Origin of the sequence: Metallosphaera yellowstonensis MK1 (assembly GCF_000243315.1) — an archaeon.
In the GTDB taxonomy this organism is placed as follows: Archaea; Thermoproteota; Thermoprotei_A; order Sulfolobales; family Sulfolobaceae; genus Metallosphaera; species Metallosphaera yellowstonensis.
The window spans coordinates 19,859-32,507 of sequence record NZ_JH597770.1 but is presented as its reverse complement, the minus strand read 5'-3'; the positions used below and the strand labels follow the sequence as shown (position 1 = coordinate 32,507).

10 protein-coding genes and 4 pseudogenes are annotated in these 12,649 nt (G+C 48.7%); 8 read left to right on the top strand and 6 right to left on the bottom strand.

The genetic code is table 11. The features are described 5' to 3' along the window. The first annotated feature begins 83 nt into the window (after positions 1-83). Both METMK1DRAFT_RS10840 and METMK1DRAFT_RS19195 read left to right on the top strand, forming a co-directional pair. Positions 84-2,141: a xanthine dehydrogenase family protein molybdopterin-binding subunit gene (locus tag METMK1DRAFT_RS10840; protein WP_009074038.1), complete on the top strand. Its 2,058-nt coding sequence runs from the start codon at positions 84-86 to the stop codon at positions 2,139-2,141. A 78-nt stretch (positions 2,142-2,219) separates the two neighbouring features. Next, a pseudogene (locus METMK1DRAFT_RS19195) lies at positions 2,220-2,417 on the top strand (hypothetical protein); the annotation flags it as partial. Positions 2,418-2,515: 98 nt separating this feature from the next. Here METMK1DRAFT_RS19195 and METMK1DRAFT_RS10835 read toward each other — a convergent pair. Beyond that, entirely contained in the window at positions 2,516-2,926 is a 411-nt protein-coding gene (locus tag METMK1DRAFT_RS10835) for a DUF3211 domain-containing protein (RefSeq protein ID WP_009074036.1), read from the bottom strand. A 223-nt stretch (positions 2,927-3,149) separates the two neighbouring features. Here METMK1DRAFT_RS10835 and METMK1DRAFT_RS10830 point away from each other — a divergent pair, with 223 nt between their 5' ends. Further along, complete coding sequence (locus METMK1DRAFT_RS10830) at positions 3,150-3,557, top strand: hypothetical protein (protein WP_009074034.1); 408 nt, start codon at positions 3,150-3,152, stop codon at positions 3,555-3,557. 483 nt (positions 3,558-4,040) lie between these two features. Here METMK1DRAFT_RS10830 and METMK1DRAFT_RS17830 read toward each other — a convergent pair whose 3' ends face one another. The 3 genes and pseudogenes from METMK1DRAFT_RS17830 to METMK1DRAFT_RS10820 all read right to left on the bottom strand — a co-directional run bounded on the left by METMK1DRAFT_RS17830 (position 4,041) and on the right by METMK1DRAFT_RS10820 (position 6,609). Next, positions 4,041-4,181: a hypothetical protein gene (locus METMK1DRAFT_RS17830; protein WP_155812426.1), complete on the bottom strand. Its 141-nt coding sequence runs from the start codon at positions 4,179-4,181 to the stop codon at positions 4,041-4,043. Positions 4,182-4,348: 167 nt separating this feature from the next. Then, positions 4,349-5,497: an RNA-guided endonuclease InsQ/TnpB family protein gene (locus METMK1DRAFT_RS10825; protein WP_009074032.1), complete on the bottom strand. Its 1,149-nt coding sequence runs from the start codon at positions 5,495-5,497 to the stop codon at positions 4,349-4,351. Positions 5,498-5,707: 210 nt separating this feature from the next. After that, positions 5,708-6,609: pseudogene (locus tag METMK1DRAFT_RS10820) on the bottom strand (transposase). A 177-nt stretch (positions 6,610-6,786) separates the two neighbouring features. Here METMK1DRAFT_RS10820 and METMK1DRAFT_RS20135 point away from each other — a divergent pair. From METMK1DRAFT_RS20135 to METMK1DRAFT_RS10805, 5 genes and pseudogenes are all read left to right on the top strand, one after another. Continuing rightward, positions 6,787-6,972: a double zinc ribbon domain-containing protein gene (locus tag METMK1DRAFT_RS20135; RefSeq protein ID WP_082230046.1), complete on the top strand. Its 186-nt coding sequence runs from the start codon at positions 6,787-6,789 to the stop codon at positions 6,970-6,972. Positions 6,973-7,312: 340 nt separating this feature from the next. Further along, on the top strand, positions 7,313-8,848 hold the full coding sequence (locus METMK1DRAFT_RS10815; protein ID WP_009074026.1) for an APC family permease: 1,536 nt from the start codon (positions 7,313-7,315) through the stop codon (positions 8,846-8,848). Positions 8,849-9,000: 152 nt separating this feature from the next. After that, positions 9,001-9,232 (top strand): annotated as a pseudogene (locus tag METMK1DRAFT_RS18290) (hypothetical protein); the annotation flags it as partial. A 121-nt stretch (positions 9,233-9,353) separates the two neighbouring features. Beyond that, on the top strand, positions 9,354-9,479 hold the full coding sequence (locus tag METMK1DRAFT_RS19555; protein WP_281034064.1) for a hypothetical protein: 126 nt from the start codon (positions 9,354-9,356) through the stop codon (positions 9,477-9,479). A 153-nt stretch (positions 9,480-9,632) separates the two neighbouring features. Further along, positions 9,633-10,469: a hypothetical protein gene (locus tag METMK1DRAFT_RS10805; RefSeq protein ID WP_009074022.1), complete on the top strand. Its 837-nt coding sequence runs from the start codon at positions 9,633-9,635 to the stop codon at positions 10,467-10,469. Positions 10,470-10,828: 359 nt separating this feature from the next. Here the strand turns inward: METMK1DRAFT_RS10805 and METMK1DRAFT_RS10800 are convergent. Both METMK1DRAFT_RS10800 and METMK1DRAFT_RS10795 read right to left on the bottom strand, forming a co-directional pair. Further along, positions 10,829-12,027, bottom strand: a pseudogene (locus METMK1DRAFT_RS10800) (RNA-guided endonuclease InsQ/TnpB family protein). After that, positions 12,011-12,649: IS607 family transposase (locus METMK1DRAFT_RS10795; protein WP_245544632.1), on the bottom strand; the 639-nt coding region annotated here is incomplete at its 5' end. The pseudogene METMK1DRAFT_RS10800 and the gene METMK1DRAFT_RS10795, both read right to left, overlap by 17 nt.

Genomic DNA, 12,649 nt, shown 5'->3' with positions numbered 1-12,649 from the left:
ACACGTAACAGGTAACCACTTCATTTGGGTACTGAAACCGATTCGAGAAAGCCTTATTTATCGATCATTCGTAACTTCACCTCATGACCGAAAAGGGCTTAAGAGAACATTATGACGTTATAACGGGAAGGTCCAAGTACATAGACGACCTGGAACTTCCAGGCACTGTCTACTTAGGAGTGGTCAGGTCTCAATACGCCAAGGCTAGAATAACCTCCTTGACTGAGCCAAGTAGGGCCCTCCTCTTCCTCACTTGGAAGGACGTAGGAATCTACATGCCGGTCAGACCGGATCCAAGGAGTAAGAACGTTGTTAAGATGCCAGTGGTCAGTGATGGGAAGGTCAACTTCGTGGGACAGCCTGTGGCCGCAGTAGTCGTGGAGGACAGGTACGAACTTGAGGACGTACTGGAGGAGGTCTCAGTGGACTATCAGCAGGAGAGACCTGTGAGTTCCATAGAGGAGTCGCTGAGGGGGAAAGATAAGGTGCACGAGGGAGGCAACGTGGCCATAGAGTTGAACCTCTCTGGGGGAGACCTGGACCAAGTGAGAAACGCTGAGGTGGTAGTAGAGAGGGAGTTACTCCAGGAGAGGATAGTACAGCACCCTATGGAACCCAAGGGTGTAATGGCCTATTATAAGGATGGTGTCTTGAACATGGTCGGATCCTTCCAGTCCTCCTTTAGGATAAGGGCAGATCTCCAGGAAGCCTTAGGTCTCTCACCCGAGAGGATAGTCGTGAGATCTGCTCCAAATGTGGGAGGAGGTTTCGGAAACAAGGTTCCGGCATATCCAGAGTACATCTTGGCTGCGCTAGCTTCCATGAAGCTTGGTAGACCTGTGAAGTGGATTGAGACCAGGAGGGAACACCTCGTTAACGCAACCCAGGGGAGGGGCGTCTACTCCAGGTTGAAGTTGTACGGAAGAAAGGACGGGACCCTGCTAGGGATAGAGGGAGATGTGGTTGTAGACTTAGGGGCATATGCCTTCACCATAAACACCACCACGCCTGCGTTCATAGCTTCTCTCCTTAACGGTCCCTACAAGTTGAGGTTCTCCAGGCTAAGGGCCTTGGGAGTCTACACCAATAGGCCACCCACTGGACCCTACAGGGGAGCTGGAAGACCGGAGGCTGCGCTCATGCTGGAGACCTTAGTGGAGGATTTCTCTGACCAAATAGGGATGGACCCCGTTGAGGTCAGGAAGAGGAACTTTCTTGATGGTGACTTCAAGACCCCCCTGGGTATATACATAGATAGGGCAGGGTACAGGGAGATGTTCGAGAGGGCAGAAAAAATGTACAGGGAGATGAAGTCGAGACATAAGGGTAAGGCCGTATCGTTCGTCGCCTTCACTGAGGTGGTCAGGAGTTCTCCTGGGGAGGGAGCAAAGGTCAGGATAGGTAGGGGTGAGGTTTATGTAGCAGTGGGGAGTGGACCCCACGGTCAGGCCCACCGCTCAACGTTCGCCCTCCTAGCTTCAGAGATTTTAGGTGTACCTCCGGAGAAGGTTAGAGTCGAGGTCAACGACACTTCCTTAATAAAGGAGGGAATAGGGAGCTTCGGGAGCAGGTCAGCTGCAGCTGGCGGAAGTGCAGTAATCGAAGCAGCTAAGGCAGTGCTTGAGAAAATCAGAACCAGAGGACTCACGGTAGAGCAGGCCTTAAGTTCTGGGGAGATCTTCGAGGCAGAGGTCTTCTCTAAGACTCCAGATCTCTACACTCCTGGAATACACTTGGCTGTCCTGGACCTAGATAAGGATACAGGTATCTCCAGGGTGGTGGAGTACTGGGCCATAGACGATGTTGGCAGGGCCATAATACCCTCTGAGGTAGAGGGGCAGATCATAGGAGGGAGCTTGCAGGGCATCTCACAGGTAATCTTTGAGGTCGCTCCATACGATAGTGAGGCTAACCCTCTATTCAGTTCCATATCTGACAATGGAGTTCCGACTGCAGTCGAAGCGGTCAGGAAGGTGAGTACAGAATACGTCGAGACGCCATCGCCTGTCATGAGTGGGGCAAGGGGGGTAGGAGAGGCGGGAACTACCGGTGCCTTGCCTGCGACCTTCATAGCTCTGGAGAAGGCAATAGGAAGGAAACTCAGAGGAACCCCGGTACTCCATTACGAGTTATCTAGTTGAGGGCTGAATCCTTTTCATGTTAACATAAATGTTTTTATATTAGTTTATTATGTCTTTATTGATAAAAGATGAACTCTCACTCGATGTGGGCTCTCCCAAAAGGGTGGGAGTGATAGCAGAGATGTGAGCCCCGTGCCGTTGGGCTCTAAGGAGTCCCGTGACCCACCTACCTTGAAGTGGGGTAGGTGGCTGAGGGCTGAGCCCCTGCACTCGATCATGGTGGCTTTTCGTCCCCGCCTCAGGGAGGCGAGTCCCCCCTCGAACCCCCATTTCTAAAATGTTACCGTCAGCAGCAGTTGTGGGATTTTTCCTTAGGTAGCGCCCTGTAATCAAGGTAAAATCCGATAACTGCTGCGTCAGAAAAAGATTCCTCCCTAAAGCTTCCTCTTTATTCTCTCCATTCTTACCTCTTCCTCCAGACTTTTGCCGAAGTTTTCGAACCACCTTTGCATGAAGAATATGCCAGAAACTCTCTCCATCCAGCCTTCGTACTCAAACCTTAGGGCCACCTTCCCCGGCAGGAGTCTTATTGTAAGTCTGCCTTCACCTTCCCCACCCCCTGCACCTAGGTGAAACGCATAAATTATTTCAGTTCCCTTAAGAACATTACCGTGCATGTTAAACTTCATCCCCATGAATCTCCCTCTAGCATCGAATGACGTCCCACTTTTGGTCACTTGTTTAATCGGTGGGAACAACCTAGGAAGGACAAAGTCGGGATCAGACAGAATGGTAGACAAGGAGTTTGAGTCATGCGACGTGTCGAACTCTACTGATTTGATCATTATAGACCCCTAAAAGTATAATTATTAACATACCCTTATATTTCTTTCATGTGAGATACCTTTGACTCTTCCATTATGATGAGTTGTTATAAACTTCGCGACGCGAATATCTTTAATTTATAAGTCAAGATTGCAAGTAGCTCGGAGCCCTGAATGGCCCTAGACCGCTAACCACGACCATATATTTAACTCATCATTTTAACTTTACTCGAGAATCACTCTCATGCCACCTACATTCACTTCGGAAGATATACTGAAGGAAGTAAGAAAGGATGTACTTAAGGTGTTCGGCAGAACTGTAGAGGCCAGGGTAAAGGTCGCTCCTCTAAATCCCTCAATACTGGGCTTCGTGAGGGCAGGGGAAGACTTAATTTATGTGAACTCAGTTCCCCTCAGTCAAGTGGAACAAGAATATTTGAGTCAGTACCTATATGTGGTCATACTACACGAATATCTCCATATGTTGGGCATAGCAGATGAGAGAGAGGTCAGGAGGATGACCTTAGACTTAGTTAATGAAAAGTTTGGAGAGAGGAGCTTTGCATACAAAATGGCATCAGAATTGGCAGATCGGCGTGACATATACCTCAGGGAATCTTGGAGGAGAGGTAGGCCTCAAACCTATATGTGACCGCCTCGAACGCAAATCTACATGATATATTGACATGAGCCGAGTTCTAACTCAGAAAACCCCTAGTTACTAAGTCAAAGCTCTTTAATTGTCAGCACTCATTGGGCTTTGCCCTTGACTTTAAGGTTACACTCAACGCAGAAACTCATAACCGCACATATACCCTTAACCAGCAGTTGTGGGATTTTTCCTTAGGTGTAACCTTGAAGTCAAGGCGAAATCTAATAACTGCTGCCCTTAACTTTAACGTTGTGGGGGCGGAAGACCTAGCCTCTTCGCGGCGCTGATAGATAGCCCCCATACTTAGATGCTCACTTGGAATTCAATTTCCCATCGACAGTTGCAGACGGAGTTGAGTGTCGCCTGGAGGCCTGAGCCGGAGTCGATGACGTATGCCTCTGCCGACCGGACTGCCTCTACTCGGCCAACTTCCTGAGACGAGGAACTGGAGCCGATCTCTCCCGCGACGCTTGAGGAGGGTGTCTACGAGGTCGAGTTTTGGTTCACTGCCCCCAGACTCAGACCACGCTCCTTCCTGAACGGAAGTCTAAACATGCTCAGGAAGCCCATCAACGTGGCAGTTTCAACGATGAGTAGACCGCTCTCCTTCCTGGTGGAACACAACCGAGTAGCACCGTAAAGTGGTGTAACCCTTAACTCGGGGAAACCTCGCCCTCAAGGTATGAGGAGGTCAGCTATAATCCTGCCTAGATCAAGGAGTGTTAATGAGTAAACTACCCCGCCCTCACGGACGGGGCTTTGGGGTTTCCAGTGGCCTTCACGACGCACCTTCATCTCCCCTTCGGGGTGTTTACGTACCCCCGACCCGTACCTCTCGTTAAGGCACGGGCTACGTTAATAGATGCGTTCAGGTCACGGTTGTACTTGAGACCGCACTTAGGACAGCGATATTCCCTTCCTTCAACGTGGGTAACGTACCCACACCTGTGGCAAGTCTTGGACGTATTCTTAGGGTCTATGTATACCACCTTGATTCCTTGTATCTTAGCCTTGTACTCCACCATCTTCTGCAGTTTCCTGAAGGGTAAGGAGTGAAACCTCCTGTTGAGTTCCTTACCCCTCCTGAAGTTCTCCCTGATACCCGTGAGCTTCTCCATCACTATCACAGGAGAGGGGAACTGTTTAGCGTATTCCACAATCTTCTTGGCGATAACGTGAAGCTCGTGGTTTACGATCCTTCTCTCTCTACCTCTCAGCCTCTTGAACACGTCCAACCTTCTCTTTTCTTGCAATTTCCTCCTGATGTTGAAGTGCCTGTGCCTGACTTCCTTGAGTCTAGATCCCTTGAAGAAGGTGCCCTTTGTCGGTTTGTCGTCAACTAGTGCTATTACTGTGGCTAAGTTCCTTTCACCCAGGTCTATCCCTATAGGTGTTTGTGGTTCAAAATCCTTGAATGGTTTTTCAAGAGTGAAGTAGGCGTACCACTCTCCGTCTCTCTTTACGAGTTCAACCTGTTGCAAGGACCACTCGCCGTCGTCAGAGAGGGCGTCAACTATCATCTGTCTTTGCCTTTCCCCCAACTGTACTGGATACCACACACCATCACCGTCCAGCTTGAGGTACAACCAATAAGGTGTTAACTTAGTGTCCCTCCTCACGAGCTTGAAAGCACGGTAGTTCACTCGCATTGATACTTCATGCACGTGAAACTCTCTTCCCTCATTAGCCTTAACCAGTTCTACTGCTTTGTCCCTAGCAGTCTGTGTGAGAGTGGAAGATAGACCGAACCTTCTTCTCGCCTCCTCGTACGCTTTCTGTTGGAGAAGTTCCTTATCCTTGATCTTAAAGGAAGCGAAGAACTTCACAGCTTTTAGGTACTTCTCCAGAACGACGTTCAGTTTATGCCTCTTCTCTTTGTTAGGGTTCAGAATCTTACCCTGTACTGCTACTTTAACTTCTGCTTTCAGGGAACGTCCCAATCTTTTTTTACCTTGATTCACATTTATACTTAGCTCCCCGTCCTTACGGACGGGGTCTCTAGTGCGAAAAGATGAAAGTTTAGTCTCGGTTTTGCCGAAAACGGGCGATTCAGGACTCCTTTGCGAATTGTAATATCTCTGTTGATTTGGACTTATTCAATGGAGGTATTACTGAATATATTTGATCATTTCATGAAGAAATAAGGGTTCCTATATTATTACAAGAATGAGATAACAGGGCGAGAGGTTGTAGTTGAGGGCTATGGCCCGGGCGATCCTCCAGGGGGAGTGGCACTTCCCGAACTCTCCAGGAGGGAGTTGAAGGGCTGGTCGGGTTGTTCGAGGAGGAGGGGCCTCCCTGGGGGCAAAGAGGTAGGAGACCCCCGGGTGGGGACGGCAAGGGAGAGGAGGAGGTCCAGCGCGTCCCTCACCCTCCTGCTTCGTTTGAGGTGGACCAGGCAGGTCTGCCTCGCGACCTGGATCCCGGAGCGGGAGATGGCCTCCTCCACGGCCTTCACCCCGTCAGCTACAACGAGGGTGAGGTTGTACCTCCTCCATAGCCTCACCAGGAGGTCCCAGTAGCTCACGACGTCCTCTTCCCCGGTCAGGACCACGTCCAGCACGGCCCTCACACCGTCCTCCGTGAGTCCCAACGCGATCGGGAGCACCCCCTTCCTTCCCCCCCTCAACTTCACGTACTTCCCGTCCACGATCACGTACTTGAAGTCCCCCCTCACCTCCAGCTCCTGGGTTTAGAGCTCGGCGTTCCCAACATGGAGTAGAGGAGGGCCCTGAGCACCAGCCTCTCCTCCCTGAGCAACTCCTCCACTCCAGTCCTCACCCTCGCCCCTCCCCTGTACGGCACGGGCAACCTCACCGTGATCCACTCCAGCCCTTACACGACCCCCCGGAGGGATACCCTGAACCCCCTCAGGAACCTGTACCTGGCGTAACTCCTCCTCTCCTCCTCCAGGGCCCTCCTCTCTATCTCATTCATTTAATGGCGCGACCTCCCCAACTACCTCAAGGAGGAGCGCGGTCACCACGTGATTGGAAACCTCACGGTATGACCTAGCGCTCGTCCCCTTTTCATGTACTGATGTAGGATCAATTAAGTCACTTTCATTCTATAGAAACAAATAGAAATCGCAATGGAGCCCTGAATCGCCCCCGAAAACTCCCAACCGCCGTAGAGCTTAAACGGATGCCACGATTCTCAATAATTATTACATCCTGCAACTTAAACACTTAATAATCCACGAGACTTCAAAACTATAGAGGAAACCCAGATGGTAAAGATTAAGTGTCCTAAATGTGGCGAAATAAATCCAGATATATTAACAAACTGTAGGAAATGCGGAGCTACCCTACCTTCTAGATTCGGAGCATTTCAGGTAAAGATCTGTCCAAAGTGTTCCAGGACAAATCCCGCAGGAAGAACTACTTGCGTCTACTGTGGTTCTCAGCTCATATAATGCGTTGAAATAAAGGCTATGTAACAAAGATTTTCTCTCCAATCTTTACCTGATATAGGTTGAAGGACGAAAACTCTCTGGCGGGAATGGACGACCTCTTTTGAGCCTCTATAAAGAGAGGCTCAGGTATACATTTCATACACTCTGAAAGAGGTGCTAATTGGATTTCTATCAATCCGACCTATAATATGGTATTGCTCAAGGATGTTGAATGTGAAAGGAGTGGAGTAATCTATTTAGAGCTACGGATGACGAAAGTTAACTGTTTTAATATTACATAGGTAATTCAATAAAGTTCCCTAAGAAAGGCTTATAGGAAACTAGAATAGTTTTTATACGTATGCCGTTAAAGAAGGAGTTAAGTTATCTCAATCTGATTATCCTGGGAATAGCAGGAGCGGTAGGTACGGGAGCCCTGTTCAGTACAGCCGGTATGGCCTCATCTGCTGGACCAGGAGCGGTCATAGCTTGGGTACTAGGCGGGATATTTTATCTCTTCATAGGTCTCACCTACAGCGAGATGAGCATGAATATTCCTGAAGCTGGAGGTCCCTCGAGGTATAGCGTTTACTCCCATGGAAGGGCAACCAACCTCCTCAATGCCATGGCCGACCTCGTGTGGTATCTTTTCATACCCCCGATAGAGGCCTTGGCGGTGGTCGAGGGCCTGAGTTACTTCTACCCCTCCCTTCTAACCCCCAGTGGAACTCCTACTATCCAAGGGGCTATCCTTGGGGTAATCCTCCTGTTACTCTTCGTCCCCTTCAACTACTTTGGCGTGGGATTTTTCGGTAAGTCAACCACCTCCATAGGGATCGGGAAGCTCGCCCTCTATGTGGCCCTAGCTCTAGGGGTCATGGCCCTCTACTTCTCAGCGAGGAACTTTTCGGCCTACGGAGGAATCGCTCCTTTCGGCTTCGCAGGGATATTTTCAGCCATCCCTCTCGCCATGTTTGCCTTCGGAGGTATAAGAGTCATACCAGATTACGCTGAGGAAACGAAGGTCAGACATAAGTTAGCTGCGGCCATCATTGTAACCGTAATAGGCCAAACTCTAATATACGTACTCTTCTCTATAGCTTTCGTCGGAGGTATAAACTGGTCGGCGGTCTCATTGTCTCCAGGTAACTGGACTGCAGTGACCAACGCTTTACCAGGTAATCCCTTCGTCGACCTGTCTCAAAGTAACAGGGCATTACTAATCTTGGCGCTAATAGTCGCAATTATTGGTCCATTCGTTACAGGTTACATCTATTTGGGTGCAGGAACTAGAGTACTCTTCGCCATGGGAAGGACTGGCTTAGTGAGTAAGTTGATGAAGGAACTACACTCTACCTACTCCATACCTGTTTGGGCGTTAGTGGTCTTCGGCGTCGTGGGGGCTATCCTGACCTTCCTGACGGCACCTATACCCACGATATACAGCCTCATCAGTGACGCTGTAGTGGCAGGTTACCTCGGGTTCGCTGTCAATCCAGTCGTCATGATATCCATGAGAAAACAGTTCAAGTATAGGCTACCGGGCGGCCCTATCATAGCGGTGTTAGCCTTCGTCTTCTCCTCTTTGATAGCCTTCTGGAGTGGATGGCCGTCCGTGCCTTACTCTGTAGTAGTTATAGCATTAGGTTCAGCGGTATTTGGTGTACTGTATAGAGTTAAGCAGAACTTGTTTAACTCGTTGTGGTATATGGTCTACATGTTGTTCATTACTCTCATGACTTACATAGGGTCTGATGGAGCGCTCTCACTCTTGAATTTCTACCTCGCCACAGCATTGGTTGCCATCGTTTCTGCTGCTGTGTTCTTCCCGTGGGGCGTCAAATCTTCCCTCAAGAACATCGTGGTTCCCTCTGAGGAGGAAATAGAGAGGTCTTAAAGAGGTCATGAGTATATAATTAGAATAAGGCAAGTTATACATAGTTATTATTTAATAGCTTTATCTTAACGGGGGTTAAGTGAGGGGTTAGGGGGCGGAAGACCCCCACCGTGGGGATGGATAGGCCCCCTAATAAGGGTTAACGAGGAACTATGTTGAAGCCCACCGTAGGGTTACGTTTCGGGGCATACATAGATCAACAAACGTTTAGAGCGTTAGAGGCCCGGTTGGAGTTAGCCTCAAGTTCACAACACCCTGCGTTGGGCAGATATGTATTTCTACCAAAGGGATGGGAAGGGTTTAACTCTCACGGAACTTAGGCAACTAGCACTGGACCTGAGGAAGCAGGACGTCCAATGTCAGTCAATGTACTCCCAGGTAGTCCACTGTCTTTACAAGTGGGTCTTCACGTGCTTCGTCTACACGTCCCCGGCCTCTACCTCCTCTTCTCCGTGACGGGGCGAGGGGACCTTCAACGAGCTCAGGAAGTACCTCCAGAAGGGAGGTGAGCGACGACTACAACCCGCACTTCTCCTTGAGGTACTACATCTTCACCTCACCCGTCAACCCTGACGAGTCCCTAAGTAGGTCTGTCATGTTCAAGGGGGACCGCCAAGAACGTCAACTTTAGCACGGAGATGTTGAAGTACTTCATAGCCCTAGTCCTATGGGAGAGAGGACCAGTTCAGGAATTTGTAACTAAATAGCTACACTATGATTCTTCATTAGAATTTTTCCAACATGAATTTTTAAACGTCAGAAGCCATCAGACCTCAGATGAACGATGGTCTACAGCCAGGAAGTTAGTCTGGACGTCTCCAAATCCAAGATCCTCTATGTACTAGGTGATCCTTTCTCCTTTACGGGCATAGTGGGCCATATAAACATTCTTCAAGTCTTTGATAAAGAACAGGCAAGATATGTTACCCCAGAGTCGCTCAGGGAACCCATGAATGATTTCTTAGTCCTCTACGTTTTCGGGACGCCAGATACCAAGCTAAGCATTATGAAAGGATATATGGATGGCCCTAAACCTATCCCCGGTGGAATCAGTTACTCTGGAAGAACGGAAGACGACAAGATGGAATGGAAAATGGAGTTTTACATTACAGAGGGAGACGATACCTCTAGACTTAGAACCTCAATTGAGTTCACGTATAAGAGTGGTGCTCTAGATAAACTATTGGGAAGGAGTCCGTTCCAGCTGGCAGAACACATATTGACTGGCCATGTCCTACCTTATTTTAAGTTCTACCAGAGGGGAAGTTCAGTGAAAATGCCTGATACTTTATCTTGGGAGGAAAAGGAAAGAATAGAAGATGAATTACCAGTGCTTGCTACCAAGATAAGGGACTCGATTTCCAAAATAGATAACGGAGCCGTGATCATAGTCGGGAAAAACTTGAGGGCAATAATCTCAGTAAGAGACAAGAAACCATTAAACATGAAGATGATAAAGGGAAATCAAGTGATTAGCGGGAACGAGGTTCTGGCCAGGCTGATACTTGAGCAGGGGAGAGGTATATTATTGGCTTACAACGTGGACACTGATGAGTTATTGAATATAGTGGCTGAAAAGGCCTTGAGAGAGGTCTCTACTACAATTGCCCAGAAGCTCTAAACCTCGACTGTTAGTTTTTGTAGATCTTTTAACTATCAAAGACACAGTTATAGGTGGCTCCGCCTTAATCGAGAAAATGTAAGTAACGTGACTTAAATAACTCTCATGGAGTGTTCACATGCAGTCACGATATTCGATAACGCGTACTGATATTATATAATCGACTCTTGAATGGCTTTTACCTCCAGGTAGGCCAGGTTTAGAGACATGACCTCCTTGGAGAGGCGTGGTGCTTCATGACCGGGACCAGATCCGTGTTGTACTCCAGCGTGGCCGAGCTCCAGGTAACGACCCCGTTCAGCCGACCGGGCGAGGTTCGACCTCAGCACGAGTTGAAGCTTCCGTTTGTCCCTACACTTTCATTTCATTTTGTCTTCAATCACGATCGAGTGTAGGGACTTAGCCCTCAACCACCTACTTACGGTAGGTGGGTCATGGGACTCCTTCGAGCCCAACGGCACGGGGCTCACATCTCCAGCCCTTTTCCTCAAGTTATAGAGGGCAACTACGTCCCTATGCCACCTCTCTTTCCCACCCTCACAAACACCAACCCTCGGGGCATCGCCCCCATCGGGTCGGTAAATGATCTTCGTCCCGTGGACTGGACAAGTTGAAGAAGTGTGAGACGGGTTAACCAAGATCACGGGGACACCGAACTCCCCAGCCTTCTCCAAGATGGCACTCTTCATCGAGGAAAACGCTGAACGACAAATCCTCAACCTGAGCTGTTTATCCCTCACATCCTTAACCATGTGTTCCGGAGTATTTCTGGGTAAATCCTCCAGGACAACGGCACTCCTACTCTTAAAAGCTTCAACAACAACGAGCTTAGCTAGCTTCCTCCTAACATCAGCCTTCTTGTCTTTTTCCCTCAACCTCTTTAACTTCCTCTTAACTTCTCTGTCCTTAGTAGACTTACCAGTACTTATCCCCTTCTTTCTATACTCATAGCCCAGTGTAATCCTCTCAGTGTTAGTCTCTAAAAGGATCGGTTTTCCATCAACCAATACAGAGACCGAGTTCTCGTTGAGGTCAACTGGGATGAAACCCTTAGGTTCGTAAGGTTTAACGTCCCTCTTAAAAAGAAGAGCTCTACCACGTTACCTTTCGTCAGTCTAAACCTAGCCCCACTGGCAATGGACCAACCCTTGTTATAATACCTCCAGAGGATCTTAGGGAAGGTTGGGGAAATGAGAACCCTCCCCCTCTTCGTGGAAATTGAGATTTTATCAAGGTTGAACCTCCACAAGTGATCGTCTAGGTGGACAGTAACTCTCCTCACAGACGGTTTGTCGGTGTAAGCCCTACCTCTCTTCTTCAACTTTTGAAAGCTGTCCAACCTCTCGCTAGCGTCCTCACAAGCGGTGTAAACGTAGTGTGAGGGTAACTTGTGCTTCTCCCTCTCAGCCTTGTAAATCCCAGCCTTGACCCTGGTGAAGGAGGTGGTCTTATTTACGAGTCCATAATTTATTGCCTCCTCCAGGACCTCTCTGTACTCCTCCTCGACCTCCTTGAGCGCTGAATACGTGTTGTGATCAACCTCAACCCTTAACTTCACTGTCCTCTCCACTCAACTCACCCATGAGCTCTTTTACACCCTGAACTAGGACTGTCTTCTTGTGACTCCTCATTCCGTAAATTTCCCCAGCGAATGACTTAATGATTGAGATTAGGTCCTCAACTAGTTCTTTCGTATCCTCAGGTTCTTCTCCCAAAACGACCTCAATCCTAACTCCCGTTGTCGAGAAGAACTCCTCAAGGTATTCAAACCCGAATCGTGTAAGTCTGTCCTTGTAGGTTATTAATACGACGTCAACACTCCTTCCCTCAACCAGTTTGAATAGCCTTAACAGCCCTTTCCTTTGTGTGTTCAACCCGCTTGCAATATCTTTTATCACTTCTACCACTTTGTAACCCTTTGCCGTTGCGTAGTTCGTTAGGTAGTTCACTTGCCTCTCCAAATCTTCTCTCTGATCAGCCGAGGATACCCTAGCGTAAATTACTGCCCTCGTCTCTTCCCTCCCCTGCAAGTACTTTTTAATCTCACTATAAGGTATCCTATACTTCCCACCCTCAGTTCTCACCACCCTTATCTTCCCCTCCCTGATCCACCTTAACAAGGTTGAGTATGAAATGCTGAGCAGTTGGCAAGCCTCCTTAGGTCTCAGTAGTCTCTCCAC

What these genes read in the sequence shown, in the direction of transcription:
- METMK1DRAFT_RS20135 (WP_082230046.1), top strand. Translation starts at nt 6,787, where the DNA reads ATGGTAAAGATTAAGTGTCCTAAATGTGGCGAAATAAATCCAGATATA.
- METMK1DRAFT_RS10835 (WP_009074036.1), bottom strand. Translation starts at nt 2,926, where the DNA reads ATGATCAAATCAGTAGAGTTCGACACGTCGCATGACTCAAACTCCTTG.
- METMK1DRAFT_RS10815 (WP_009074026.1), top strand. Translation starts at nt 7,313, where the DNA reads ATGCCGTTAAAGAAGGAGTTAAGTTATCTCAATCTGATTATCCTGGGA.
- METMK1DRAFT_RS10840 (WP_009074038.1), top strand. Translation starts at nt 84, where the DNA reads ATGACCGAAAAGGGCTTAAGAGAACATTATGACGTTATAACGGGAAGG.
- METMK1DRAFT_RS10805 (WP_009074022.1), top strand. Translation starts at nt 9,633, where the DNA reads ATGGTCTACAGCCAGGAAGTTAGTCTGGACGTCTCCAAATCCAAGATC.
- METMK1DRAFT_RS10830 (WP_009074034.1), top strand. Translation starts at nt 3,150, where the DNA reads ATGCCACCTACATTCACTTCGGAAGATATACTGAAGGAAGTAAGAAAG.